Source organism: Wolbachia endosymbiont of Ctenocephalides felis wCfeJ (genome assembly GCF_012277315.1).
GTDB lineage: Bacteria > Pseudomonadota > Alphaproteobacteria > Rickettsiales > Anaplasmataceae > Wolbachia.
Window position 1 is genome coordinate 513,516 of sequence record NZ_CP051157.1, and the last position, 24,159, is coordinate 537,674.

At 35.2% G+C, this 24,159-nt stretch carries 26 protein-coding genes and 6 tRNA genes; 12 read left to right on the forward strand and 20 right to left on the reverse strand.

Translation table 11 applies throughout. From position 1 onward, the window contains the following. The first annotated feature begins 153 nt into the window (after window positions 1-153). From HF196_RS02440 to HF196_RS02465, 6 genes are all read left to right on the forward strand, one after another. Window positions 154-1,593: a hypothetical protein gene (locus tag HF196_RS02440; protein WP_168455665.1), complete on the forward strand. Its 1,440-nt coding sequence runs from the start codon at window positions 154-156 to the stop codon at window positions 1,591-1,593. Between the two features lie 3 nt (window positions 1,594-1,596). Beyond that, entirely contained in the window at window positions 1,597-2,205 is a 609-nt protein-coding gene (locus tag HF196_RS02445; RefSeq protein ID WP_168455666.1) for a hypothetical protein, read from the forward strand. A 4-nt stretch (window positions 2,206-2,209) separates the two neighbouring features. Further along, complete coding sequence (locus HF196_RS02450; protein ID WP_168455667.1) at window positions 2,210-3,025, forward strand: hypothetical protein; 816 nt, start codon at window positions 2,210-2,212, stop codon at window positions 3,023-3,025. A 12-nt stretch (window positions 3,026-3,037) separates the two neighbouring features. Next, window positions 3,038-3,111 (forward strand) — tRNA-Arg (locus tag HF196_RS02455). A gap of 69 nt (window positions 3,112-3,180) precedes the next feature. Continuing rightward, complete coding sequence (gene ssb / locus HF196_RS02460) at window positions 3,181-3,663, forward strand: single-stranded DNA-binding protein (RefSeq protein WP_168455668.1); 483 nt, start codon at window positions 3,181-3,183, stop codon at window positions 3,661-3,663. A gap of 42 nt (window positions 3,664-3,705) precedes the next feature. Continuing rightward, a complete protein-coding gene (locus HF196_RS02465) occupies window positions 3,706-3,858 on the forward strand; it encodes a hypothetical protein (RefSeq protein ID WP_168455669.1) in 153 nt (50 codons plus the stop codon). A gap of 106 nt (window positions 3,859-3,964) precedes the next feature. Here HF196_RS02465 and HF196_RS02470 read toward each other — a convergent pair whose 3' ends face one another. Beyond that, the gene (locus HF196_RS02470; RefSeq protein ID WP_168455670.1) at window positions 3,965-4,111 is read right to left on the reverse strand and encodes a hypothetical protein; all 147 of its coding nucleotides are present in this window, start codon (window positions 4,109-4,111) and stop codon (window positions 3,965-3,967) included. After that, on the reverse strand, window positions 4,111-4,401 hold the full coding sequence (locus tag HF196_RS02475; RefSeq protein ID WP_168455671.1) for a hypothetical protein: 291 nt from the start codon (window positions 4,399-4,401) through the stop codon (window positions 4,111-4,113). Before HF196_RS02475 ends, HF196_RS02470 begins: the two co-directional genes overlap by 1 nt. Window positions 4,402-4,460: 59 nt before the next feature. On the opposite strand from HF196_RS02475, the gene HF196_RS02480 reads away from it, so the two are divergent. Then, window positions 4,461-5,609, forward strand: a complete 1,149-nt coding sequence (locus HF196_RS02480) for a Fic family protein (RefSeq protein ID WP_168455672.1) — start codon at window positions 4,461-4,463, stop codon at window positions 5,607-5,609. Here HF196_RS02480 and HF196_RS02485 read toward each other — a convergent pair. The 5 genes from HF196_RS02485 to HF196_RS05995 form a co-directional block, all read right to left on the reverse strand. Further along, the gene (locus HF196_RS02485) at window positions 5,568-6,086 is read right to left on the reverse strand and encodes a 5-formyltetrahydrofolate cyclo-ligase (protein WP_168455673.1); all 519 of its coding nucleotides are present in this window, start codon (window positions 6,084-6,086) and stop codon (window positions 5,568-5,570) included. The genes HF196_RS02480 and HF196_RS02485 overlap by 42 nt on opposite strands. Then, window positions 6,070-6,699: a ferredoxin reductase domain-containing protein gene (locus HF196_RS02490; RefSeq protein WP_168455674.1), complete on the reverse strand. Its 630-nt coding sequence runs from the start codon at window positions 6,697-6,699 to the stop codon at window positions 6,070-6,072. The genes HF196_RS02485 and HF196_RS02490 overlap by 17 nt, the downstream gene beginning before the upstream one ends. Before the next feature lie 26 nt (window positions 6,700-6,725). After that, window positions 6,726-6,812, reverse strand: a tRNA-Ser gene (locus HF196_RS02495). A gap of 15 nt (window positions 6,813-6,827) precedes the next feature. After that, on the reverse strand, window positions 6,828-7,658 hold the full coding sequence (locus HF196_RS02500) for a DUF2163 domain-containing protein (protein ID WP_168455675.1): 831 nt from the start codon (window positions 7,656-7,658) through the stop codon (window positions 6,828-6,830). A gap of 111 nt (window positions 7,659-7,769) precedes the next feature. After that, window positions 7,770-7,895, reverse strand: coding sequence for a hypothetical protein (locus HF196_RS05995; RefSeq protein ID WP_256359383.1), 126 nt, complete (start codon window positions 7,893-7,895; stop codon window positions 7,770-7,772). A gap of 4 nt (window positions 7,896-7,899) precedes the next feature. Here HF196_RS05995 and HF196_RS02505 point away from each other — a divergent pair, with 4 nt between their 5' ends. After that, window positions 7,900-8,073 (forward strand): hypothetical protein, encoded by a 174-nt coding sequence (locus HF196_RS02505; protein WP_168455260.1) that lies wholly within the window; start codon window positions 7,900-7,902, stop codon window positions 8,071-8,073. Window positions 8,074-8,092: 19 nt separating this feature from the next. Here the strand turns inward: HF196_RS02505 and HF196_RS02510 are convergent, their stop codons facing one another. After that, window positions 8,093-8,254 carry a hypothetical protein gene (locus tag HF196_RS02510; RefSeq protein WP_168455676.1) on the reverse strand — a complete coding sequence of 54 codons (162 nt, stop codon included), beginning with the start codon at window positions 8,252-8,254 and terminating at the stop codon, window positions 8,093-8,095. A gap of 642 nt (window positions 8,255-8,896) precedes the next feature. Between HF196_RS02510 and HF196_RS02515 the strand changes: the two genes are divergently transcribed. Further along, window positions 8,897-8,970 (forward strand) — tRNA-Pro (locus HF196_RS02515). A 99-nt stretch (window positions 8,971-9,069) separates the two neighbouring features. Next, window positions 9,070-10,047, forward strand: coding sequence for a quinone oxidoreductase family protein (locus tag HF196_RS02520; RefSeq protein ID WP_168455677.1), 978 nt, complete (start codon window positions 9,070-9,072; stop codon window positions 10,045-10,047). Between the two features lie 21 nt (window positions 10,048-10,068). Here HF196_RS02520 and HF196_RS02525 read toward each other — a convergent pair whose 3' ends face one another. From HF196_RS02525 to HF196_RS02540, 4 genes are all read right to left on the reverse strand, one after another. Further along, window positions 10,069-11,985: an ATP-dependent helicase gene (locus tag HF196_RS02525; RefSeq protein WP_168455678.1), complete on the reverse strand. Its 1,917-nt coding sequence runs from the start codon at window positions 11,983-11,985 to the stop codon at window positions 10,069-10,071. 137 nt (window positions 11,986-12,122) lie between these two features. Further along, window positions 12,123-12,196: transfer RNA gene (locus HF196_RS02530), tRNA-Ile, on the reverse strand. Window positions 12,197-12,238: 42 nt separating this feature from the next. After that, the gene (gene trxA, locus HF196_RS02535; RefSeq protein WP_168455679.1) at window positions 12,239-12,562 is read right to left on the reverse strand and encodes a thioredoxin; all 324 of its coding nucleotides are present in this window, start codon (window positions 12,560-12,562) and stop codon (window positions 12,239-12,241) included. A 120-nt stretch (window positions 12,563-12,682) separates the two neighbouring features. Next, window positions 12,683-13,303: a ribonuclease D gene (locus HF196_RS02540; RefSeq protein WP_168455680.1), complete on the reverse strand. Its 621-nt coding sequence runs from the start codon at window positions 13,301-13,303 to the stop codon at window positions 12,683-12,685. A gap of 139 nt (window positions 13,304-13,442) precedes the next feature. Between HF196_RS02540 and HF196_RS02545 the strand changes: the two genes are divergently transcribed. Then, a tRNA-Gly gene (locus HF196_RS02545) sits at window positions 13,443-13,515 on the forward strand. Window positions 13,516-13,830: 315 nt separating this feature from the next. Here the strand turns inward: HF196_RS02545 and HF196_RS02550 are convergent. From HF196_RS02550 to HF196_RS02575, 6 genes are all read right to left on the reverse strand, one after another. Beyond that, a tRNA-Ser gene (locus HF196_RS02550) sits at window positions 13,831-13,921 on the reverse strand. Window positions 13,922-14,061: 140 nt separating this feature from the next. After that, entirely contained in the window at window positions 14,062-14,568 is a 507-nt protein-coding gene (gene ppa / locus HF196_RS02555) for an inorganic diphosphatase (RefSeq protein ID WP_168455681.1), read from the reverse strand. Between the two features lie 100 nt (window positions 14,569-14,668). Next, window positions 14,669-15,205, reverse strand: coding sequence for a demethoxyubiquinone hydroxylase family protein (locus tag HF196_RS02560; protein ID WP_168455682.1), 537 nt, complete (start codon window positions 15,203-15,205; stop codon window positions 14,669-14,671). A gap of 186 nt (window positions 15,206-15,391) precedes the next feature. Next, on the reverse strand, window positions 15,392-15,985 hold the full coding sequence (gene gmk / locus HF196_RS02565) for a guanylate kinase (protein ID WP_168455683.1): 594 nt from the start codon (window positions 15,983-15,985) through the stop codon (window positions 15,392-15,394). Between the two features lie 35 nt (window positions 15,986-16,020). Further along, a complete protein-coding gene (locus HF196_RS02570) occupies window positions 16,021-17,817 on the reverse strand; it encodes a pentapeptide repeat-containing protein (protein ID WP_174855522.1) in 1,797 nt (598 codons plus the stop codon). Next, window positions 17,810-19,033, reverse strand: a complete 1,224-nt coding sequence (locus tag HF196_RS02575) for an ankyrin repeat domain-containing protein (protein WP_168455684.1) — start codon at window positions 19,031-19,033, stop codon at window positions 17,810-17,812. Before HF196_RS02575 ends, HF196_RS02570 begins: the two co-directional genes overlap by 8 nt. A gap of 530 nt (window positions 19,034-19,563) precedes the next feature. Between HF196_RS02575 and HF196_RS02580 the strand changes: the two genes are divergently transcribed. Beyond that, window positions 19,564-22,359 (forward strand): hypothetical protein, encoded by a 2,796-nt coding sequence (locus HF196_RS02580; protein ID WP_168455685.1) that lies wholly within the window; start codon window positions 19,564-19,566, stop codon window positions 22,357-22,359. On the opposite strand, the gene HF196_RS02585 is transcribed toward HF196_RS02580, so the two are convergent. Together HF196_RS02585 and map are read right to left on the reverse strand one after the other, a co-directional pair. Beyond that, entirely contained in the window at window positions 22,291-22,998 is a 708-nt protein-coding gene (locus HF196_RS02585) for a 16S rRNA (uracil(1498)-N(3))-methyltransferase (protein WP_168455686.1), read from the reverse strand. The two genes, HF196_RS02580 and HF196_RS02585, sit on opposite strands and share 69 nt — an antisense overlap. 277 nt (window positions 22,999-23,275) lie before the next feature. Next, on the reverse strand, window positions 23,276-24,058 hold the full coding sequence (gene map, locus HF196_RS02590) for a type I methionyl aminopeptidase (RefSeq protein ID WP_168455687.1): 783 nt from the start codon (window positions 24,056-24,058) through the stop codon (window positions 23,276-23,278). Window positions 24,059-24,159: the final 101 nt, after the last annotated feature.

Below are 24,159 nucleotides of genomic sequence, written 5' to 3' on the forward strand. Positions count from 1 at the left end.
TACACAAATGTATTAATATCAGTACTAAACTTATCAAAAAATTATAATATATATAACGTTGTTGTAGGAGTTTATAACAATATTTCACCTCTATGTTTAATGAATTTCAATAAATTGCTTTTTTAATTATGGACAAATATACGCTCTGTTAATATGTTTAGTTCAAAATCCAAAAGTAGGTTTATGCTTTCTGTTGGAGAAGGAGGTACAATATTACTATATTTCAAAAATAATACTTTAAATAAAAGATATTTTGTTAAGGACAAAAATGATAAAGCAGTCTCTGATTTAAGCTTATGTCTTGCATCAGATAAAAAAGCACCTTTATATTTGGTGCTCAATCATGCAGATCAGAATTACTTACTACAGTCCATTCCAAAAGTAAATAGGATCAGTGCCTATCTATCAGCAAAAGCAAAGATGGAGCATTTTGCTTGTAATAATGATATAAGCTCAGTTTTTCTTGTTGAGAAGCCAAACAAAATTAACCCAAATTGGTATTATCTCCTTGTTTCATCAAAAGCAAAGCATTTAGTAGAATATTGGTTAAATATATTTATAGAGAGAGGTTCTAACTTTAAGGGAATATTAATGTTTCCTATGGAAATAAATAATATGACGAAAAAGGTTTTTTGTGAAAATTCTCATAATTGGAAAGTCATAGTTGTTGCAACTAAAACTGGAGGCTACAGGCAAGTAGTTCTTAAAGAGAATAAAATGGTATTTACCCGTTTAGTACCCTTTACTAACGATAGTCTACCAGGAATTATTGCAGGTGGGATATATCAAGAAGTGCGAAATACTATTCGGTCTTTAACTAAGTTTGGCTTTAAAAAGAATGATCCTATTGATCTGTGCATGGTAGTGCCAGAAAATATTAAAACTAGTTTATCAGTCATAAATTTCTCAGAGAATAGCGTTAGTATATTCACTCCATATGAGTTAGGTAAATTACTGGGATCGGAATTGGCTGTAAGTGAAAAAGACAGTTTCTGCGATACCATAATTCTATTCCACAGTTTTAAGAATGGACCAGCAGCCGTTTTCAACACGAAAGAAACTAAAGAATTTTACCTGTTAAATTATCTTTCTTTAAACTCTCCTCGAGTTTTTCTATGCTTTGCCGCAACTTTTATTGCAATCAATACTCTTTATTTGTTAAATCTACACTCAAATCTTAATGTTGCTGGTAATTTATTAGCAAAAAAGGAAGCCTTGGATAATCAACTAATCAAGCTAAGTCAAAGTTATAATGTGAAGAAAATAGATGAAGTTTACGATTTTATTAATATCAATAACATTTTATCTAAGATGGAATACTCTCCTCTTGTACAAGTTAGGTACGCAGAAAGGTTGAAAGTACCAGGTGTAGAACTTCAATCATTTGAGTGGAATTATAATGAGGCGGAAAATTATATTATTACAACTTTAAGGTTTACCTTTCAACCTGGTAAAGATATTTCTTATCAATACAAGGAATTGCAAAAAAAGTTAAACAATAATTTTCGTACCTATGATGTTGATATTTCTAGTTTGCCTGCCACTAAGAAACAAAATGTATCTATTGATGTTCAAATAGGAGAGGCTATGTAAATAATGACTATTTTTCAGTTAAAAAGAAGAGTTGCAATTCAGCTTGTATTTTACTTACTATTGTCCATTGGGTTAATAGGGTCTCTTACTTATATTGTCGTCTATAACAAAAGGGTCTATAGTAAAAATCAAGATGCCATTGATGAAATACGTTCCATAAATTTACAAATTACTGAGGTTCAAAAGAAGGAGGTTATTTTAAATAAAAACCTAAATTTGTGGAAAAAAATTTCTTCCTCAAATTTACACAGCAGCAAGTACATTGCAAACTTGAATTTTGAGCTTAGTAGGCTATATAAAAAATACTATATATTAAAACCTGAAATATCAATTTCTATACCTGAGGAGGTTGAATTACACGGTAAAAGTGAACACACGAAAGTAATAAAAAGTGAAGTTGCTCTAAGTTTTAGTTCAATCAGCGATAAGCATATTTTTTTATTTTTACAGTCTATTCCAGGTTTGCCTGGTTATATTACAATCAAATCCCTTGTTCTGAATAAAGAAAGAGATATTGATGCTACAACTATGGATCAGATTTTAAATGGTAATATGATAGAGATAGTGAAAGCTGATATAGTCTTTGACTGGTACACCATACTAAGTAGATGAGATAATGAAAACAAAGCTATTTTTTATTTTTACTCTACTATTTTTCAAGGCTAATGCATATTGTAGCTGTAAAGGCATCATAGAAAGTATAGAAGTTTGTAAAGAATATACTTGTCGACAATATATTAGCAATGAAGACTTTATCGAGCATAGAATACTAGGATTAAACAGCAGAGGTTTATGTGTATATATAGAAAAACAAGATAATGATGAAATGGTTTGTCACCACTCTAAGCACGGGATGATGATGGAAAAAAAATATTTTGAAAGCATTTTTAAAGTTAACAACCAAGACATTGATGATTTTACTGATATAGCAAATTCGCGTGCAAAAGAATGTTTCTTTATAAGCGACCAGAAGACAAGCTACACAGATCGAGATGAAATAATAAAGGAAGCAGTAGAAAACGACTCTGACGTTTTATCACAATACAGTGACATGAAAAGTATTTTTTTTGATGAAGAACCGGTTAATAGAATAGTTAGTGAAATGGAAAAGTTTCACTTGCGATTCTCAAGAGCTCAAAATGGAGGTATACTAAGTAATTTTGACTGTAAGGTAGTGAGTTTAGATTCAATCTTATATTTTTCTCCTGACACATGGAAAATATGGGTGAACGGGAGACTGTTTACGAACACTAAGGATTTAAAAGTTCATTCAGTAACTGAAAACTATGTAACTTTTATATGGGCTGTGGATCAAGACATGATGAAAAAACAAACAAATAGTTCTAAAAATGTATATTTGGGGCATGGAAACGTTATGTTCACGCTTTATCCAAGCCAAAAATTTGACTTAGATAGTTTATCTATTAGATAACTTGATATATGTGCGCTTGTAGCTCAGTTGGATAGAGCGTTGCCCTCCGGAGGCAAAGGCCGTGGGTTCGAATCCCTCCAAGCGCACTTTTTATTAAATTTGACAACAGTATTTTCACATAAGATAATATAAGCTAGTTTATTCAAAGCACAATTATGTCCGGTGGTACTGTAAATAAGGTTATATTAGTTGGTAATTTAGGTAGGGATCCCGAAATTAGAACTATGCAGAATGGGAAAGAAATGGCAAGTTTTTCAATAGCCACATCTGAAAGCTGGACTGATAAGTTCTCCGGTGTACGCTCTGAAAGGACAGAGTGGCATAATGTTGTAGTGTTTAGTGAAGGATTAGTAAAAATCGTCAAGGATTTTGTACGTAAAGGCAGTAAAGTTTACGTTGAAGGTTCTTTGAGAACTAGGAAATATACTGACCAAAATGGTAGTGAAAGATATATCACAGAAGTGCTGCTGCAGAATTTTAGTGGCATTCTTACACTTTTGGATCCACGAAATAGTGCACCAAACTCTGACTATAAACCAAATGAGTACAAACAAGACGAACCAGTGCAAAAAAATCAGTATGAAAATTTTGATAGTGAAATAAAAGAAGAGCTAATTGATGATGAAATACCATTTTAATAACTTCAATTGAAATTATTAGCTCTCTTGAATAACTAATTTATGGCAAGGAATTTTTATGTATCCATTCAGAGGCATATTGAAGTAAAAGTGATGTCATTCCAGCGCATGACATTGGAATCTACAACCCTGTCATTCCAGCGCTTGACGCTGGAACCCAGCCTTATTTTCATTTTTACACAGAATCGAAAATAAGAGGTTTCCTATGTTCATCAAAGGGTGTCATTCCAGCGCGTGACGCTGGAATCCAAAAAAAAAAGAGTGGATCCAAGTATCAAGTACTGGGATGACATCGTAGAGGCTAAAGTGATGACACCCACAACCCTGTCATTCCAGCGCTTAACGCTGGTTCACTTCCTGACGGTGTCATGCAAGTAGCGTGACGCTGGAACCCAGCCTTATTTTCATTTTTATACAGAATCGAAAATAAGAGGTTTCCTATGTTCATCAAAGAGTGTCATTCCAGCGCGTGACGCTGGAATCCAGTGAAAAAAGAATGGATCCAAGTATCAAGTACTGGGATGACAGAAAAACAAGGACTACTTGGATGACATCGCTGAACCATTCAGATGACACCCACAACCCTGTCATTCCAGCGCTTAACGCTGGTTCACTTCCTAACAGTGTCATGCAAGTAGCGTGACGCTGGAACCCAGCCTTATTTTCATTTTTACACAAAATCGAAAATAAGAGGTTTCTCATTTTCATCCACGCAAATGGATAAAGCCTTATTTTCATTTTTTACTTTTTTGAAAATAATATATACTATAAAAATATGGTGTGCTGGAATTGAATGAATGGATATTAAAGAATCACCATCAGGTAAGGTCATTAATACACTTGCTGGTTATCAGGCATTTATACCCGATCCCTTGCCACCAAAATTTGAATGGGACAATGATTTAGTCAAAAGCCTTTCCAGAGCAGATCATATTTTGGGTATGTTATCCAGAGAAGGGGCTAAATTACCTAACCCTCATCCTCTCATGCGACCCTTTATAGCACGTGAAGCAGTCCTTTCAAGTAGAATCAAGGGGACCCGAGCAACTCTTGGTGAAGTTTTGGCTCAAGAAGCAGGTGCTAATGTAGATTGCAACCCCGATGATTTACAAAAAGTACGCAATTATATAGCAGCACTCAATTATGGGTTAATGCGTTTACAATCTATTCCAGTGTCGCTCCGACTCATTAAAGAAATTTACGGGAGACTTATGCAGTATGCAAGACCAGGAGAATTTCGTCACATGCAGAACTGGATTGGAGCCCCAGGGTGTACAATAGATACAGCAAAATATATTCCGCCAGCATCAGGTGAGTTGATGGATTGTCTGTATTCTTTTGAAAAGTTTTTACGTGATAAGACATTACCTCCACTCATATATATAGCTTTATGCCATTATCAATTTGAGGCAATTCACCCGTTTTCGAACGGCAATGGGCGTATTGGACGTCTACTCATAACATTACTTCTTATCGAAAGAAAGTTATTACCATCTCCTTTGTTATGTATAAGCGCATTCTTCGAAGCTACGCAAAGTGAATACTATATACAACTTTACAATATAAACAGCAAAGGTACGTGGCATGATTGGTTCTCTTATTTCTTAAATGGTGTAGCGTTGCAATCGTTGGACGTATTATCGAGGGCAGAACAAATTAACAACTTAATTACAGATTGGCAAAGTTCTAAAACCGAAGGAGTTGCGAGTGATATTATAAGATATTTAGCTGTAAACCCTTACTTTACTATAAAGAGAATAGTTGAAAACTTAGGTGTTGCATTTACAACAGCCCAAAGGGCGGTCATGAAACTTGAAGATTTAGGCATTGTTTCACAAACTTCTAAGGGAAAGAGAGAGCGAGTTTACTGTGCAACTGATATTTTGAAGATTTTAGAAGAACCACTACCCACGCCTAAAACGTGTCTCGGTGATTATGACATCTAATTTTTGGTCGTGTTCTTCTATTGGCAGATTTTTGCAATATTGTTTTTCATAAGCTACACCTATAAATATTTTGCCAAGTGGCCGCAGTTCTTTTATTACCGCATCATACCAACCACCACCAAAACCCAATCTATTCAAATGATCATCAAAAGCAATAACTGGAGTGATGATTGTGTCGGGAATTATATCTTCATCTGTTTTATTCCATTCCTTAAACCTTAGTGGCTTGTTTTCGTCAGGAATTGCCACTTTATAGCCTAAATTGAGCAAATTATGCATCAAAGGTATAACATTTATCTCTCCATCAATTGGAATGTAAGCTGCAATTGTTTTGCCTTTAATGTAACTTAAGTTCTGATTGAAGAGATTAACAAGAGAATTTGCTGCACAATTGGAATAACTCTCATCAATATTTTTTCTTATAGCCCTATATTGCTCTCTTATTTCCTTTTTTTGTTGTTTAATATCTTTGAACATGGTCTATCCACTTTGCAGTGAGTTTTTCTTGTAAACTGTTTTGCTTCAGGCGCTCACTTAAAAAATCAAAGTCAACAAGCTCCATATCCTGGTCTTGATTGCTGCAACTATATACATAACTCTCTTCTCCCGTTTTCGTATTGATATGCCGCTGCACACACTGAGCGCAGATTTCTTTCATCATACACTGCATAGGCGAATTGACCGATGATATTGCCATGTGACTAGATTTCAAATATGGCCTTAAGATCGTTTTTCTCGCTTCATTTACGGCCTTCATCATTTTATCAGAACCGATAGTGATAATTTTGTCTATAGCATCTAAACTAATCGTGATATCGCCTAATATTCCCTTTTGATAAGAGATTATTGCGTCGACTATATTCCCACGAAAGGATTTGTCTTGATCCCTGTTTGTTTTTATTAATCCTTCTTCGCATGCCCAAACTACCGCACTTGATGCACGTTTTATCAGTACTTGTTTAAATACATCATTTAATTTCCTATAGCCAGCAAAGTATAAAACTCTATTATTATTTTCAAGACAGGCTTTTCCTATTGAAAACAATACTGCATTTCCAACTCCACCACCAATTAGCATTATATTCTTCATGTTTTTGTTCTCGCATGCATACGACACGGAAAAGGGGGGATTCGAACCCCCGACATATTTTCATATGTGCACGCTTTCCAAGCGTGTGCTTTAGACCACTCAGCCACCTTTCCACACTACTTATAATATTAAAAATTGTGCTGCTGAGCAAGTTCAAAACCAGGTATATAGGGTTCACCGCGAAAATTTACAGTATTGTGGAATTTGCTTTTACAAGTTGAAAATGTTTTATCGCAACCTGCGAGTATCGAATATTTATCCCCAACAGAAACTTGATATGGAGGCGAAGTAAACAATGTAACTACTTTATTTTTGTGTTCTTTCACTATACCTTCAAATGCTGCATGTGTTGTTGAATCAAAGAATTTTACTAATCCGTGCTTATAATATCCATCGCTCTCAGTTAAATTAGTACCTTCAAATCTTCTTTCATCTATCACTTTAGTAATCGTGCCTATTTTACTGAATTTTTTAGCATCGACTTTACACCTACCATCGCAAAATTGTGCTCTGCATACAGGGGAATATAATTCTGCTATGCTTCTCTCAAGCTTTGTTGCTAGTCCTCTGATTTCAACGATAAACCTTCCACTATTTAATGTTATTTTACCGAAAGTTCCCAGGTGCAGATTCATCATTCCCTGGCTCAAATCCTTATAATTCACAAGAAATATCTCGATATTTGCAAAGTCGTACTTTCCTGACAAGACATCTTCTTCTCTGATGTCATCGCTATTTAATACTCCCTCAATTTCTAGATTATCAGTCTTTAAGTCGCTGTTTAATATTATGCTACTTGCTGTGAATCCACTTGAAGACTTATAGAGTATATTATCAATACTCAAATCTTCATCGTAATCAGTGAATCCCATTACTTTTCCATCTGCAAGCGTTAATTTCCAGCATGTAGTAATGGTAAGTAACTCTCCAGCTAAATGGTTTTTTAATGTAGTTTGCATAAACACCTCCTATAATTGATTAAATTTGAAAACGTTAGGTGGTAACACAAAACTATTGAGCACTTGTTTGCAAAGAATGATGTCATCCAAGTAGCCACCTATAATGTCATCTCAGTGCTTATTTTTTGTCATCCCAGTGCCCAGACACTGGGATCCACTCTTTTTTTCACTAGATTCCAGCGTCACGCGCTGGAATGACAGGATTGTAGATGTCATTCCCATATGTCTTTTTGTCATCTGAATGGCCCAACAATGTCACCCGAGTAGCCTAATAATGTCATCCCAGTGCTTATTTTTTGTCATCCCAGTGCCCAGACACTGGGATCCACTCTTTTTTTTCTGGATTCCAGCGTCACGCGCTGGAATGACACCCTTTGATGAACATGGGAAACCTCTTATTTTCGATTTTGCGTAAAATGAAAATAAAGCTTATCTTAACGGTGATAGATTTCTTGCATTATGGTCACGAACATTGCAATCAGCAGGTAATCTGCAGATGTCCATCCCTGTAGCTCCAATTGTGTCATCCAAGTAGCTCCTTTTCTTGTCATCCCAGTGCCCCGACACTGGGATCCAGCTTGCCCAAAATGGTGCATTTTAACGTAGCTTTTATGATCACTTATTTGTCAAAATTTCTGGATTTTAGTGTCCAGTTACTTGCATGACAGGATTGTGGATTCCAGCGTCACGTGCTGGAATGACACCCTTCAATGAACATAAGGAATCTCTTATTTTCGATTCTATATAAAAATGAAAATAAGGCTGGATTCCAGCGTCACGCGCTGGAATGACAGAGTTTAAGAAATTTACTAAGCAGAAAAAAAGACAAAAGAAATCACGTGGTAGAAGCTGCTCACTCTCTAATCCTGCAAATTGGCGTACTATACTGTCTTGAACGACTTATAAGCGCGTTTCAGCTTGTATAGGGAAAAACCTAGAAGTCTAGGTAAAATTAATAAAGACATGAGGTGCACATAGTGCAAAAAATTAAACATAAGACGCCAACCGTGATACTTTCGTCGTTTAATCTGCACAGATTGAAGCTAAATGAATAGCTTCAGCCACATGGTAAGCTGACTTTTTGGAAACGTCAAGTGGTTTTTTGGTTCTGTTTCTATACAATCCAAATGCCAGCTAGCTAACGCAAAGGTATTATAATGAACATATTCATAAAGCAAGTGCTTTTTAAATGAACCTTGCATTTTCTCTTAGTCATTGATATTCTGTAGTAAAGAAGTCGGGGCGTGGCGCAGTCTGGTAGCGCATTTGGTTTGGGACCAAAGGGTCGGGAGTTCAAATCTCTCCGCCCCGATTCTCCACCCCACTACTCATGCATATCTTACGGTGTAAATAATTTTACAAGGTATTGGTTATTAGATAACATAATCAAAGTTTTTTCTTAACATTTACTATGGTTAGAGCTGTACAAATTAAAAGAATTGGAGGGGTAGAAGTATTGGAATTTGTGGATCAAAGTATAGGTGAACTAAAAGGCGAGGAGGTTTTAGTACGTCACACAGCTATAGGTTTAAACCGTTATGACTTGGAACATAGAAAAGGCATTCGTAAAATAAAAAGCTTACCGTCAGTGCTCGGAGTGGAAGCAGTAGGAGTTGTTGAAAGGCTTGGTAAAAAAGCAGGTGACGGTTTACAGATTGGAGATAGAGTTGGATACTGCACAGCACCACCTGGAGCATATTGCGAAAAACGTGTCATACACCAAAAATATTTGATAAAAATTCCAAATGAAATATCAGATGAAATTGCAGCCGCAGTGCTATTCAAAGGCATGACAGCCCATTACCTGGTTAACCACTCTTACAAAATAAAACCTGGTGCTGTTGTGCTTGTACACGGAGTAAATGGCGGGCTAGGACAGATACTATGCCAGTGGGCAAGTAATAAAAAAGGAGTAGTAATAGGTTCCGTAAGTTCCGACGATAAAATGCAGGTAGCTCTACAGAATGGCTGCACATATGCGTTAAATTACAATGATAAAAACTTCGTTTCTCAAATTATGGAGATTACACAAAATAAAGGGGTGGGTGCAGTATATGACCCTATAGGCTACGTCACAAGCAGGCTTTCTTTTGAGTCTTTAGGAAGATTTGGCATATATGTTTCTTATGGACAGATATCAGGTAGTGCTCCGGTTAGCTTTTCTTTACTTAGCTCACGTTCGCTATTTGCCACAGGAACTTCAATATATCACTATAAGCGCGATAGATTCACACTAGTACTTACTGCAATGGAAATTTTTGAGATGATAAAGAAAAAACTCTTAGCTGTAAGGATTAACAGAAAGTACAAATTCAACGAGATAATAGAGGCTCATCGTGATATGGAAAATAGAAAAACAAGTGGATTAAATATTATCAAAATCTCTTAAGTGAGCTTCCAATTGCCTGTTTCAGCAGTAGGTGATGCTACTTCTAATGACCTCAACATTTTCTCTTGGTAGTTCTTTGACAAATCGCGATATATACATTGATTGCCACTGGTTATTCATTTCTCTTCTGTCTGCACATGAAATAATCAACCTTTCTTTTGCTCTGGTTATCCCAACATATGCGAGCCTCCTTTCTTCTTCTAAAGCTTTACCACTTTCATCTTCAAAAGATTTTTGATGTGGGAATAATCCTTCCTCCCAACCAGGTAGAAACACGCATGGAAATTCAAGTCCTTTAGCTGCGTGAAGAGTCATAACATACACGGTGTCATCATTATTCATATTATCCACTTCCATCACTAGGCTTATGTGTTCCAAGAAAGCTGTAGCGTTGTCAAAATTTTTTAAAGATGAGATGAGCTCTTTAACATTTTCTATTCGTGCTAAGCCCATCACTCCTTCATCCTCAAGCATTTCAATATATCCTGATTTATTTGCTATAGTTTTAACAAACTCATGTAATGGCTTTACACTTACCATTTCTCCCCAAGCTTTAATTTTATTTAAAAAATCACTTAGCGATAGCTTAATCCTTTCAGTGATTTGATTACTGCCAACTAATATTTTTGCTGCTTCGAAGAAAGAAGTTTTGTTGTCTTGAGCAATTGCATATATCTTTTTCAGGGTAGTAAGACCTATGCTTCGTTTTGGTCGATTTACAATCCTTTCAAAAGCTAAGTCATCATTATTGTTTATAACAAGCCTTAAATATGCAATTATATCCCTAACTTCCTGACGTTCATAGAATTTTACGCCGCTTATAATCTTGTAGGGAATTGAATATTTGATAAAGTACTCTTCCAAAACTCTAGTTTGAAAAGTGGCTCTTACCAGCACCGCAATGTCACTAAATCTATATTTATTGAGCTTTAGTATCTGTTCACTTATGAACCTTGCTTCGGCTTTCCCGTCCCACAATTTTATTAGATTTACTTTTTCCCCTTGAGCGTTTGTCGTCCACAATTTTTTTTCCAAGCGAGTTTTGTTGTGATTGATAACATATGAAGCGGTTGCAAGTATATGGGATGTTGACCTATAGTTACATTCCAATTTAACAGTTTTTGCATTTTTGAAATCGTCAGAAAATTTCAAAATATTTTCAACTTCTGCCCCACGCCAGCTATATATTGACTGATCATCATCTCCTACACAGCAAATATTTGAATGCTCTTTTGCAAGGTGTTTCAGCCAAAGATATTGTATTGCGTTTGTATCTTGGTATTCGTCTACCATGATATACTTGAATTTATTTTGGTAGTAGTATAGGATTTCAGCACTTTGATTAAAGAGCTGGATATTGTATAATAATAAATCACCAAAGTCGACGGAATTAAGGAACTTTAACCTTTCCTGATACTGGTGATAGACTTTGAGCGCAGTCACATACACAGACCTAAATAATTGAGCACTTTCCACTTCAGATGGCAACAGACACTTCTCTTTCCATTGTTGAATAATACTCATAATGGTCTTATGTTTTTCTGATAAGTTATCTGGGCCTATTTCACTGATGATATTTTTTATTACCTGCAATTGATCATCCACACCGATGATTGTAAAGTTGGAGTTTAAGCCTACGATTTCAGCATGACGGCGTAAAATTTTTGCTGCAATTGCATGGAAAGTGCCAAGCCATGGTATATTTGTACCCGTGAGTTCAAGCACCCTCGATACCATTTCGTTTGCAGCTTTGTTTGTGAATGTAACCGCCAATATCTCATTAGAATTAGCATAGTTGTTTCTAATTATGTGCGCTATTCTTGAGGTGATCGTTTTTGTTTTTCCTGTTCCAGCTCCTGCCAATATTAAAACTGGTCCATCTATGTTAGTCACAGCCGATTGTTGTTCTGGATTTAGCAGTGAGAGATAATCGTCCATTGCGGTTCTACCAAAATATAGCTATATAAGTTAACCTTATTGTTTATGGTGTGTAAAGTGTTTGTTTTAGGCTTACTTATAGGTAATCTGAGGAATATTAACTGAGATTTCAACGATACTACCGCATATATACTCGGTGGGATTGGTAGGACTCGAACCTACGACCAATTCGTTATGAGCGAACTGCTCTAACCAACTGAGCTACAATCCCCTTCATTAGTATTTATAATACACACAAAAACAAATTTGTCTATTAGCTTATTTCGCTATCAACCCAACTTGATAAGTCATTTATTGCACCAATTTTACGTGCAATTTCTTTACCATCTTGAAATACGATTAAAGTAGGTATAGATTGAATTCCATATTTACTTGGAACTTCAGTTCCTTCATCTATGTTGAACTTGCAGATTTTGATCTTGCCTTTTTTATCCTGAGCTAATTGTTCAATACGCGGCATTAGACTTTTACATGGTCCACACCACTCTGCCCAAAAATCCACTAATACAAACCCCTTGTAATCAGCGACCTCAGACTTAAAATTTTGATCGTTTATTGATGTAATATCGCCACTCATAAAATACCTAAGCTTAATTTGTACAATAATAGCGCACTGGCTGGGAACTAATCAACTAAATTTTCGCCAAAGAGCAAGAAAAATACCCTAAAATGTTTCTTACACAAGCAAAAACTTCTATTACATCTGATGATTGAAAATATCTGCATTTTCCCATCCCATTAAATCCAATTCAATACGGGTAGGGAGAAACTCGAAGCACTTCTGTGCTAATTCTTTTCTGTTTTCCCGTTCCAGCATTAAATCTAACTTTTCCTTTATTTGATGGAGATGTAAAACGTCAGATGCGGCGTAACTTTTTTGTTTGTCTGTTAAGTTTTCATTTCCCCAATCAGAAGATTGCTGCTGCTTATTTAATTTGATATCAAGTAGTTCGAAGCATAACTCTTTCAAACTATGATTATCCGTATAGGTACGAACCAAACGTGAGGCTATTTTTGTGCAATAGCACGGAAGCGCCCAAGTTTCCAAATAATAACGTATTATGCTTACATCAAACCGTGCAAAGTGAAATATTTTAGTTATCTTTTCGTCCTCCAATATTTTCCTTAAATTTGGAGCTGTATAGTTGTTTTTGAATTGCACTAAGTGAGCATTGCCGTCGTTGAAAGAGAGCTGCACAAGGCATAATCTATCCCTGCCATGAAGTAACCCCATCGCCTCTGTATCAACAGCTATAGACCTTACGTTATCTGGTATTGAACTAGCCGGTAAATCATCTTTATGTACAAATATCCTCATAAGGCTCTGTAAAACATTGAAAGACTAATAATAATTGAAAGTGAATTTTAAGTATACAAATAATAGGCAGCTCCTAACATTTTAGTATGCATGGGGTTTACAAATTGTTGTGTACGTTTATAATTAAATTAGTTTAGCTGCGGGAGTAGTTCAGTTGGTAGAACGCAACCTTGCCAAGGTTGAGGTCGAGGGTTCGAGCCCCTTCTCCCGCTCTTCCCTTACAAAGTCTCTTTACACTCTCATCAAGTCTTTTGCTGTGGCATGATGAGTATTTACAACCCCAAGGTTAGCTACTTGTCAGGTTTATAGAGTATTAACATCAACTTCTTAAGTAGATATTGGCAAGGGCTTCTTTTACTTTTTCCCACTTGGTAAATTTCTTGCTGCATATATCTAAAGTAATTCAAAGCCTGTTAGGGGATGAGCCACTTTTGTTTCAATATTCACCATACCCCTGAATAGATACGTAAGTTTATATATCCAAATAATAGTAAAAATAGATTGACATAGCTAATACGCTAATAACACGGAGAGAGAGGGATTCGAACCCTCGATACGACTTTTCAATCGTATAACGGTTTAGCAAACCGCCGCCTTCAGCCACTCGGCCACCTCTCCAAATCTTGAACCTAAAGTCTATATAATACCAAGACTTTACAACCTGTCTAATTCTTTTAATGGCAGTATTTCGTATTATAAACCACAAAACCTCTCTACAGGTGTATAATGCACTAACCCCAGTTGATATGCACCAATTTTCACTTAATAGCCTTTTCAATAATTTTCTTAGCTTCTTCCATGCCAACCCACTTTCCAACTGTTACTGTTTTCCCTTTCTCCAGATCTTTATAGTGTGAAAAGAAATGAACAATTCTATCTAGCAAGCTTTCAGGCAAATCGGAGTAGTTCTTCACGTTATCATAATAACTATCAACGCTAGAAGTAGGTACAGCTAATACTTTTTCATCCTCCCCTTTTTCATCCTTAGTAAGTAGAGCACCTATTGGACGTACCGATATCAAAACACCAGATGCTAATGGAAATTGAGTTAACACCAAAACATCCACAGGATCACCATCACCTGCACAGGTATTTGGTACAAATCCATAATTGCAAGGATAGGCCATTGCAGTAGACAAAAACCTGTCAACTTGTAATAATCCGAGCTCTTTATTGAACTCATACTTTATAGGCTCAGCATTTGCACCTATCTCAATTATCACGCTCAAAAAATCTGCTTTTGCAGTTATTTTACTCAAATCCATAAACTACCTCTTACTAACGCATGTATTATACAACATGCGCCTTTAAGTTGCCACATTTATGTAGTTTTATCTTTATGGACAAAAACCGCCTAAAAATCAGCTAAATTAATTTAGATAAATAAATAGCAGCTTTGCAACCTGTTTTTATAAACGAAGATAAGATGTTATAACCAAATGCACCTTCAGCGTTGTGCTCAATTGCAATATCCCTGTGTTCTAGCTCCTCATCACGAAACTTACTTATAGTTTCTTTTAACTCTCCATCTTCCAAATGTGAGACTTGTTTTTTGTAGTGCTCTCCGATCACTTCCTCAACTGCAGCAGTACAAGCCATAGCAGCCTTTTTACCCATCATTGCGGTAGCAACGCCAAGCGACACTCCTAACACATGCCACACTGGCAACAAAACAGTAGGACGAACTTTTTGCTCTTTAATTTTCTCATTAAAATAATGAAAATGTTTCTTTTCCTGTTCTTCCATTTCAATTATTTCATTGATTATAAAAGATTTTTTAAGAATAAATTTTTGACCAGAATAAATGCAAATAGCTCCATATTCCCCAGCATGGTTTACTCTGATTGCTTGTTCTAAAAAGTTTCCTTTCAATTCTTTAATATTGCAATTTTCTTTTTCCAATGTCTTCTCAATTTGTTTCTGTACCAGTACTACTATAAATAAACGTGCCGTAGAGTAAATAAAATTTTATGTAACAACTGTATAAATTGTAAAACCAAGCTTGGTCTGGGCATAAGGCTCATGTACAAACTTTGCCCTCCCCTTTATACCACCAGGTCCTGGACCATACATACATCTAAACCCTAACTACAGCTTCTCTTTTGATCTTTTAAGCCTTTCTTTTGCTAATATAGAGCTTATCTCTTCTATACTTTTGTCAATATTATCATTGATTATTATATAATCATATTTATCACGTTTGTTCATCTCTTTTTGAGCCTCAGCTAGTCTGCGTTCTATCTCACTTGCACTATCGCTATTACGCCTTTGCAAACGCAATCTAAGCTCTTCCATTGAAGGGGGGAGTATAAAAATACTCACGATTTTCTCCCTCATAAGCTTAAATAAATGAAATGCTCCTTGCCAATCTATACTCAATAAAACGCTTATTCCATTGCTCAGATTTTGTTCTATAAAATCCTTCGGTATACCATAGAAATTTTCAAAAACCTTGGCATATTCAAGCATTTGACCAGCTTTGCATAATTCGTGAAATTTTTCCTCAGTCACAAAAAAATAGTCTTTTCCATTTACTTCACCGAGGCGAGGTTTACGTGTAGTTACAGAAACAGACCTAACTAGATCAGTTGATTGCTCAAGTAACCTCTCTAGTATAGTAGTTTTTCCAGCTCCAGAAGGAGAAGATAGAACTAATAATATACCTTCACTTTTTGTAGTCATTTTTCTTTTCTAAGTAACTCAACAAACAAAGTTTCTCATTTATTAGACTTTGAATTTTCCAATACGGCGTTCTTTAAATCAGATTTTGAAAAGTCAGAATGCTCTCTATTAGAGTTTAAAAAATTGGTACCAACAAGAGAAGAGTTATCAAAAACAGCATAACGCAGATCAGTTTTTTCAAGGTTTGCTTTATTCAAATTAACATTTATAAACTTTGTTCTACTCAACATTGAACCAGAAAGATCAGCATTTTCTAGATTCATGTCCTGAAATTCAAAGTAAGCATAATTTACGTCAAATCTTTTATTCCGCAATATTTCCTCTTGCAAATCTTTAATTGAGATTATAGCATTTTCTAAGCCTGTAAGCTTTTCCTGTCCTTTATTGCCAATTAAAATTGAATGGTTAAACTTACAATCTGTTAAGTGAGCGTCAACAACCGAACCTTTGTATATGCTTGAAGAATCAAAAGATGTACCACCAATTGCTGAATTATTGAAATTATTAAGAAAAAAGCACGTTTTCTTAAATGCATTACCGCGAAGCAAAGAAGATTCAAAATTGCTTTCAACAAAATGTGAATTAATGACTTTTAGATTAGACCAGCTTGAGTTATTTGCTACCACATTAAAAAATGTTGATCTTTCTATTTCACTAGAATCGATGCTATGATGAGAGAGTTTACTATTATAAATTTGAGAATCTTGTACTTTTACCTTATACATTGAAGCTAAGGAAAGGTCTGTATCTTCTATCTTTGTAGAGGTAAATAACGAATAGTCAAAAAATGAACCATTCATGTTAGAATTTGTAACTTTAGTACTATCAAATTTTCCATGACGAACGTCAGAATCAGAAACATCAACTTGATACAATTCGCTAGAACCAAAATCAATATTAGATAAATCAGCATCATGAAGACTTACTTCAGAAACATATGAATGTTTTATCTTAGAGCCATTCAATATAGATTGAACAAAACTTGAATTAGTACTGTCCAGATAGGAAATTTGTACGTTGCTTAAATTAGCCCTATTGAAATTACTGTCGATTATAGCAGAAGAATTGAGACAAACATTAGAGAGATTGCTGCCTGTAAAATCTGACTCCTTTATTTCTACACCATACATATCAGCGTTCTCTAATGAGGAAAATTGTATTTTTAATCTATAGGAATCCACTCCAAAAAAATTTGCGTTATTGAGATTGCTCCTCTGCACAACAGTATTGTTTATTTCACTATCACTAAAGTTTACACTATTAACATTCGAATCTAACAAACTAGAAAAATTCACTTTCACGTTTGAAAAATTAGTATGTAAACCAGTTGTGTTGTACATTTCCACTTTTTTGAGATCAGAACTGACAAACTCGGCGTAACTGACATCAGACTGATTAAATGTAATATCTGTCAAATTCGCAGAAACAAATTTTGCAAAGCTTAAATTTGTACCTTCTATTCTTATATCTTGTAAGTTGGCATTAGAAAAATTAGCTCCACGCAAATCAGCATTAATAAAGGACACTCCTGATAAGTCAGTATGAGAAAAATCAGCCCCAATTAGACTGACTCCATCAAAAATAGATCCATTTAGGTATAGCCGACTAAAATCAGCTCCATTTAAATCAGGACCAAAACCTTTCCCAAAATCCTCTGGTATATCTTCTTTATGGCACTTCACTAAGAATTTAGCAAAGTCTTCTTTGCTATAAGACGCATATTCTATCTTATGCAAAGTGTTCAAAAAATCATTAATCAGATCTTTTCTATCATTTACTTCATTCCCATAACACAAATAGCTAACTAAAATTAATATCAAAAATCTAATCATCTTCTTCATTGCACTGTAGTTCATTATCTTCTTTTGTCTTTACAGCCCAATCATACATTTTTAGACCTTCTTTATTATCTATTTTTTTATAGTTTGAAAGGTATGGTATCATTTCAGCAATTGCATTTACCATATCACTCCGTCCTTTCTCGACCGCTATATCAATAGAAGATTGAAAACTATTATTAACCACTTTAGGATCAGCACCTTGTAATAAGAGAAAACGTACTATATCTATCTCCCCTCGTTTAACTGCATAAATTAAAGGAGTATCTCCAAATTTATTTCTAAGCTTTAACACTTCCTGAACTGTTAATCCAAGCTTTTCTAACTTACCCATCATCCCCCTTAAACAAACTAAGTTATTTTTTTTAATACAATAAAAAAACTGCTTACTGTAGTCATCAACAAATACTGTCGCTGGAAGGTGCTCATTAAAGTTATCATATTGTCGCTTATATATTGATTTGCTTTGTGCGTTTTGATGATACCACTCTTTTATTGATTCCCTGTTTAACTTTGTCCATTCCTGCAGGTTTTTCTTTTCCTCTTGTTTACCTTTTTCAGCAATGGGTTTTATTTGATTTTTTTCATCACGGTCTTCAGCTGACTTTTCTACTTCTTCTTTTTCAATTTGCCCATTCGCCTTTTTTTCTTCTGATAATTTATTTGCACTATTTTCTGAAGGCTGATTCTCCTTAACATCAACCCTTCTATCAACTTGTAGATCTTTTTGCAGATCAGTTGCATTTTCATCTAAACCAACGCTTGGAGATAAAGCCAAATTTTTGTTCATTTCCTTATCGGTTACACTTGGTGGACTTGGAGTAACTTCATTTTTACTTTCTTCTGGTAGATTATTGTCAAAATCTTTATCTCTTGCCCCTTTTTCATTTATAACTTTTTCAACCGTAGAAATTTCGTTCTCATTGTGCTTTAGCTCTTCTTTATCAGCCGCTTGTTCAGTTTTGGTATCCTGTGTTTTTTCAATATTCAATTCATCAATGTCGCTTTTGGAAAATTCCAGCTCGTTTTCCTGCTGGATTAGCTTGTGTGGTAAATCTTGCTTTAGGTCTTTCTCTATACCTACATCTTCATGTACAGAACCAACTGATTCACCCACATCAATTTTTTTTCCCTCAAGTTGCTCTACAGCAAATAGGTTCGACGATCCAAATACGATAAATAACAATGTAAAGTATAAAATACTTCTCATAAATATCTCAAGCATAAGCTTAATTAAGATGATACTATAATCAAATAATTAATCTATAGTAAAAGATGAGCATGAAAAACAAAAAGCGATCAAGAATTTTATAATGCTCATTCTAGAGCATGGATAAAAAGGAGAAAAAGTATCAACAATTTAATCGTACGAGGTATGCAATAAACTGCCGTTCTTAGGTGACATTAGACTTAAAAAAGTCAAGATTTTCAATAGATTGCCTTGTATCTTTAAGAAAGCATCTAATGCTTTCTTAAAGATACAACATTACTGGTTAGCACTTGTGTTAGTTCTTATATCCAAAAAAATTCTTGCATCACTGAGAATTCAATGCTATTACTAACTTAGTATTGTAATATAAACACGTAGTGGGGCAAGTTCAATGTATAACAAGAAGCGAAAGAGCTAAACTTCAAGCATAGCGCTTGCGGTAAGTCTAATTATAAAAGTTAGTGTAAAGAGGTTTTAATAGCCTGGTTGTTTTTAAAGGAACTAGGTTAATATAGCAAAGGAGGTATGCTATGCCAACAAATTTTCCGATATTACAAGAAATATTAATAGAGCTGAAAAAGGAAAGTAGCATTACCGTTCTAAGAAAATACTGTCAGGATGAATGGGAATTTCATGACTTATTGAGAGACTTAACAAATGATAAGGACTTTAAGCAAGCGTACATAGAAAAATATTTTAGCAAGAGCTTTAAAAAAGACTTGGATTGCTACATAAAATTAGCAAACCAGACAAAAAAAGCTGTCAGTAAGTACTTTGAAAGGAAAGGCATAGAGTTTCAAGCTTATTATACAGGAACTAATGATGCTGATAGAATTTTAAACATTAACCTGACTAATTATAATGAAGAGCAGCAAATAAGGATTAGTGATATTTTACAGCAAGAGAAAAATATTAGTGAATTGAATGTGTATTGTAATAAAAAACATGACATACACGCTTATCGAAAAGATAAGGAAAGACATTATGAATTTCAAGATGGTGCATACTATGAAATGGCAAGCACTTGGTCTGCAATAGATAAATTGGGAAAAACTTTTATGTGTACCCTAGTTATGAAGGTGAGTAATGATGGTATCACGGAAATACTGAAATTTAATGGTAAAAGTTTTACGGCGTCAGATGAAGTCTTAGAGTTAATAGAGCAAAATCGTGAGTTATACATTCAAGGCCTCTCTTTACATGAGGCTGTAAAAGCATTATTGGAAAGGAATAAAAATGCATCATTGCCTGATGTTATACCAATTGCTAATAATAACCTGCAAAATAATGAATCTGTAAAGGTTAATCAGGACAAGGAATTAGATGGGCAAAACTTTGAAAATGATGCTAACAATAACCTCCTTTTTCCTACTCACAATAATGCATCAATTCAAACAGAGATTAATCTACAGCAGGTTGCAACTCAGGTGGAAATTGACTCTCAACCAATTGCAACCCAAACAGAGGCTAGCCTACAGCACACTGAAGCTCAGACAGAAATTACTACACAATACGTTGAGGTCCAGACAGAAATTACTACACAATACGTTGAGGTCCAGACAGAAATTGACCTCCAATCAATTGCAACCCAAACAGAGGCTAGTTTACAACACACTGCGGTTCAGACAGGAATTACTACACAATACATTGCGGTCCAGACGGAAATTGACTCTCAACCAATTGCAACCCAAACAGAGGCTAGTCTACAACACGCTGCAGTTCAGGCAGAAGTTACTACACAACATGTTGAGTCTCAGACGGATACTGACTTCCGATCAACTGCAACTCAGCAAGAAATTAAAGAATTAAACAAGCAGAAGGATGATTTACAACATGAGCTCGAACGGGCTAAGCAAAACAATCTAGGGCTACAAGCTAAACTAACACAAAAAGATGAAGAGTTAGCAAACACATCAGCAAACCTACAAGAGAAAACACGAGAACTTGAAAATGTACATGAAGAAAAGGAAAACCTAAAGAAAAAGTTAGAAGTGGCTAGTGCAGAAAAGAAAGAGTTGCTAAGTAAGTTAAGGGAATTACAAAAGGAACTAAATCAACTAGAAGGGAAAAATTATGAATTAGAGGATAAGAACGACCGGTTAGAACGTTCTAATAAGAGCATAAAAGAGAGAGAAGAACAGCTTTTGCAAGAGATATTGAGTTTGGAAGAAAGGTTATCAGAAGTACGACAAGAAAAACAAGTGCTAATCGATAGTCTAAAAAGCGCTGAAGCAGAAAAGGCTGGAGTGAATAAGGAACTTGTAAAGGCCAAGCAAACGATTGAAGAATTAGGTAAACAGAATGATAGTTTACAAGATAAGCTCGAAATGGAGGAGAAAAAACATGAGAAATTGCAAGCCAAACTAAAACAAAAGAGTGAAGAATTGGCAAGCATATCAGAAAATCTACAGGAGGCAACACAAGAACTTGAAAGTGTGTATGAAAAAAAAGGAAATATGGAAAAAGACCTGAAAGTTGTTAATACAAAGAGGGAGAAACTAGAAGATGAATTAAAGCGATTTGAAGAAGAGGTAGAACAAGCAGAATGCATAATGAATGAAAAGGAGAAGTATATAACAAATTTAAAATCCCAAATGCAAAACTTGGAAAGTGAGAGTAAGGCGTGTATAGAATCTTCTAAACAAGAAATAGAGGAGTTATTGTGGAAAATTACAGAGTTAACAGAAAAGCTAAAGCTAACAGATGAACAAGTTAAGAAGCAAAGAGACCAGTTACAAGCAGAAGTAGCGCAAGAGATAGTAGATAAGTATGGTCCGCAACTGAAGTCGAGATTTGAAGAGTATGAAGGTGAAATTGACGTATTAAAAGCAAAGATTGAAGGATGGGAAGAAATGTTCACAGCATTGACAGAAATAGTTGCGAATAAAGTCCAAAAAATTAAAAAAGTAAAGGATGAACTTTGCAGTAGTACAGGAGAAGTAGAAGATTTAGATAGTCAAGTGAAATACTTAAGCAGTCAAGTAGAAATGTTAAGTATAGAAATTCATCAACTATTTACTAGTAAACAAAAGATTTTTAACGATCATGCAAAAACATTTTATAAGCTTACCGGAAACATTGATGATTTAGAAGAAGGACCTAGGTCCCCAAGGTGTGACAGCACATCTCATAACGATTGTGAGAGTTATAATGGTCATTTAAAGAAGAGAAAACTATCTAGATCTTCAAGCTCTGACAGCAGGTATGATAGCAGTAAGGAAAGTTACGATAATCCTCTCAGCTTTGTCAGCAGCCTCTCAAAGGTGTGTAGTCCATCTTGCATTAGCCAAAGCCAGTGCAGCGACCACAGCAGTGTCCACCCTTAAGATTCTTTTTCCCAGACTTAATTTCTGACAGAACTTATCAGCAAAGCTAAGTTCATCGTGTGAGAAACCGCCTTCGGGACCAACAATAATAACAACATTTTTTTTGTTTTTCAGAACCTCATTAGGAGATTTTCCCTGCCCTGTTTCATCACATAAAATAAAACTTCTATCCTGAGAGTCAAATAAATCACGAAAATGAATAGGGGACAAGATCTCTGGCACACTTGTTCTACCACATTGTTCTGCTGCTTCAATTGCCTGTAATCTTGCTCTACTTAGATTAATATTTTTTACTACTGTATGTTCTGTTAAAATGAATTGAATACAGGTTACTCCCATTTCAGTTGCCTGTCTTACTATGTTGCTCAAAGCAGCACTTTTTACTATAGCACAGTATAAGTACAAATTTTCTTCGCATTGCTGCCGTTTAGTACATTCTTTGAGTGTAACCTTCACCAATTTATGCGATATATCAACTATCTCTCCTAACCACTCTCCATTTTTTCCATTAAAAAAGGAAACATTATCATACTCTTTAAGCCGCATTACGTTGCAAATGTAATGACTTTGTCGCGGATTTAACACCAAACTAACGCCTTGCGATAACGCTTCCTCGACATAAAGTCGGATTTTTTCCATTTAATATATATTTTTATTAACAATAATCTTATCAAACAAATTATCACCAGCAAGCTGAATCATTATCTTATACCTAGAAAATTATCTGTTTGAATGAACCAGTAATGCTAAAAATGAACTTCCCTTCCAACAATAAAAGATAGAAGGTTATTTGCTACTTTTTCTCTTATCTCCATCTTTAGTAACAATCTTCTATGAAGATAGTTTTTCTTTCAGCTTCTTCGAGTAATTGTTTTGCTGCAATTCTGGACAGATACAGAATGATAGCTGCAAGGTTTTAGTTATAAGGTGGGAAGTGCCAATTTTTAGGTGATAATGTAAATACTTCAACGCTATCTTTTGTTACTCCAAGCGTATGTTCAAACTGTGCAGAGAGTGAAAGGTCGCGTGTTGTGACTGTCCAGCCGTCTAGCTTGCTGAGCAAAGTTTCATGTTTCCCAGCATTGATCATTGGTTCTATTGTAAAAAACATACCCTCCTTTAAGACAAGACTTTCATCTTTATCATAAAAATGTAATACATTTGGCAGAGCATGGAAGACCTTTCCTATACCGTGTCCACAATAATTACGTACTATAGAATATCCAAAATTTCCAACATATTTCTCTATAGCAAGCCCTATTTCATTCAATTTGTTTCCGGGCTTGACTTGTTTTATTGCTTCCATCAATGCACCATAAGTAGCACTACACAAGCGCTTTGCTTTTATTGATGGGTTACCAACCCAAAACATACGGCTTGTATCACCATACCAGCCATCTAAAATTACTGTAACATCTATATTTACAATATCCCCATCTTTAAGCGGCTTATCATCAGGAATGCCATGACAAACAACAGCATTTTTTGAGGTACAAATTGATTTGGGATACCCCCTGTAATTAAGTGGTGCTGGAATTGCGCCTGCTTTGATTATGAAGTCATGACATAAATCGTTTAACTCATTAGTTGTTACCCCTGCCTTTACATACGGTGTAATGAAATCAAGAGTCTCAGCTGCTAACCTGCCAGCCTTACGCATAAAGTTGAAGTCTTCTTGTGAATGTATAGTTATTTTCATGTTTTCCATATATTATAGTAATTATCACAACACCTATGCAAAACTAACAGCTCTGCTAATAACTTATTATCAAAGTAAGTGCCATAGAACTCAGTGTCAAG

What these genes read in the sequence shown, in the direction of transcription:
- HF196_RS02440 (WP_168455665.1), top strand. Translation starts at nt 154, where the DNA reads ATGTTTAGTTCAAAATCCAAAAGTAGGTTTATGCTTTCTGTTGGAGAA.
- HF196_RS02445 (WP_168455666.1), top strand. Translation starts at nt 1,597, where the DNA reads ATGACTATTTTTCAGTTAAAAAGAAGAGTTGCAATTCAGCTTGTATTT.
- HF196_RS02450 (WP_168455667.1), top strand. Translation starts at nt 2,210, where the DNA reads ATGAAAACAAAGCTATTTTTTATTTTTACTCTACTATTTTTCAAGGCT.
- ssb (WP_168455668.1), top strand. Translation starts at nt 3,181, where the DNA reads ATGTCCGGTGGTACTGTAAATAAGGTTATATTAGTTGGTAATTTAGGT.
- HF196_RS02465 (WP_168455669.1), top strand. Translation starts at nt 3,706, where the DNA reads ATGGCAAGGAATTTTTATGTATCCATTCAGAGGCATATTGAAGTAAAA.
- HF196_RS02470 (WP_168455670.1), bottom strand. Translation starts at nt 4,111, where the DNA reads ATGAACATAGGAAACCTCTTATTTTCGATTCTGTATAAAAATGAAAAT.
- HF196_RS02475 (WP_168455671.1), bottom strand. Translation starts at nt 4,401, where the DNA reads ATGAAAATAAGGCTTTATCCATTTGCGTGGATGAAAATGAGAAACCTC.
- HF196_RS02480 (WP_168455672.1), top strand. Translation starts at nt 4,461, where the DNA reads ATGGATATTAAAGAATCACCATCAGGTAAGGTCATTAATACACTTGCT.
- HF196_RS02485 (WP_168455673.1), bottom strand. Translation starts at nt 6,086, where the DNA reads ATGTTCAAAGATATTAAACAACAAAAAAAGGAAATAAGAGAGCAATAT.
- HF196_RS02490 (WP_168455674.1), bottom strand. Translation starts at nt 6,699, where the DNA reads ATGAAGAATATAATGCTAATTGGTGGTGGAGTTGGAAATGCAGTATTG.
- HF196_RS02500 (WP_168455675.1), bottom strand. Translation starts at nt 7,658, where the DNA reads ATGCAAACTACATTAAAAAACCATTTAGCTGGAGAGTTACTTACCATT.
- HF196_RS05995 (WP_256359383.1), bottom strand. Translation starts at nt 7,895, where the DNA reads ATGACAAAAAGACATATGGGAATGACATCTACAATCCTGTCATTCCAG.
- HF196_RS02505 (WP_168455260.1), top strand. Translation starts at nt 7,900, where the DNA reads ATGGCCCAACAATGTCACCCGAGTAGCCTAATAATGTCATCCCAGTGC.
- HF196_RS02510 (WP_168455676.1), bottom strand. Translation starts at nt 8,254, where the DNA reads ATGCACCATTTTGGGCAAGCTGGATCCCAGTGTCGGGGCACTGGGATG.
- HF196_RS02520 (WP_168455677.1), top strand. Translation starts at nt 9,070, where the DNA reads ATGGTTAGAGCTGTACAAATTAAAAGAATTGGAGGGGTAGAAGTATTG.
- HF196_RS02525 (WP_168455678.1), bottom strand. Translation starts at nt 11,985, where the DNA reads ATGGACGATTATCTCTCACTGCTAAATCCAGAACAACAATCGGCTGTG.
- trxA (WP_168455679.1), bottom strand. Translation starts at nt 12,562, where the DNA reads ATGAGTGGCGATATTACATCAATAAACGATCAAAATTTTAAGTCTGAG.
- HF196_RS02540 (WP_168455680.1), bottom strand. Translation starts at nt 13,303, where the DNA reads ATGAGGATATTTGTACATAAAGATGATTTACCGGCTAGTTCAATACCA.
- ppa (WP_168455681.1), bottom strand. Translation starts at nt 14,568, where the DNA reads ATGGATTTGAGTAAAATAACTGCAAAAGCAGATTTTTTGAGCGTGATA.
- gmk (WP_168455683.1), bottom strand. Translation starts at nt 15,985, where the DNA reads ATGACTACAAAAAGTGAAGGTATATTATTAGTTCTATCTTCTCCTTCT.
- HF196_RS02570 (WP_174855522.1), bottom strand. Translation starts at nt 17,817, where the DNA reads ATGATTAGATTTTTGATATTAATTTTAGTTAGCTATTTGTGTTATGGG.
- HF196_RS02575 (WP_168455684.1), bottom strand. Translation starts at nt 19,033, where the DNA reads ATGAGAAGTATTTTATACTTTACATTGTTATTTATCGTATTTGGATCG.
- HF196_RS02580 (WP_168455685.1), top strand. Translation starts at nt 19,564, where the DNA reads ATGCCAACAAATTTTCCGATATTACAAGAAATATTAATAGAGCTGAAA.
- HF196_RS02585 (WP_168455686.1), bottom strand. Translation starts at nt 22,998, where the DNA reads ATGGAAAAAATCCGACTTTATGTCGAGGAAGCGTTATCGCAAGGCGTT.
- map (WP_168455687.1), bottom strand. Translation starts at nt 24,058, where the DNA reads ATGAAAATAACTATACATTCACAAGAAGACTTCAACTTTATGCGTAAG.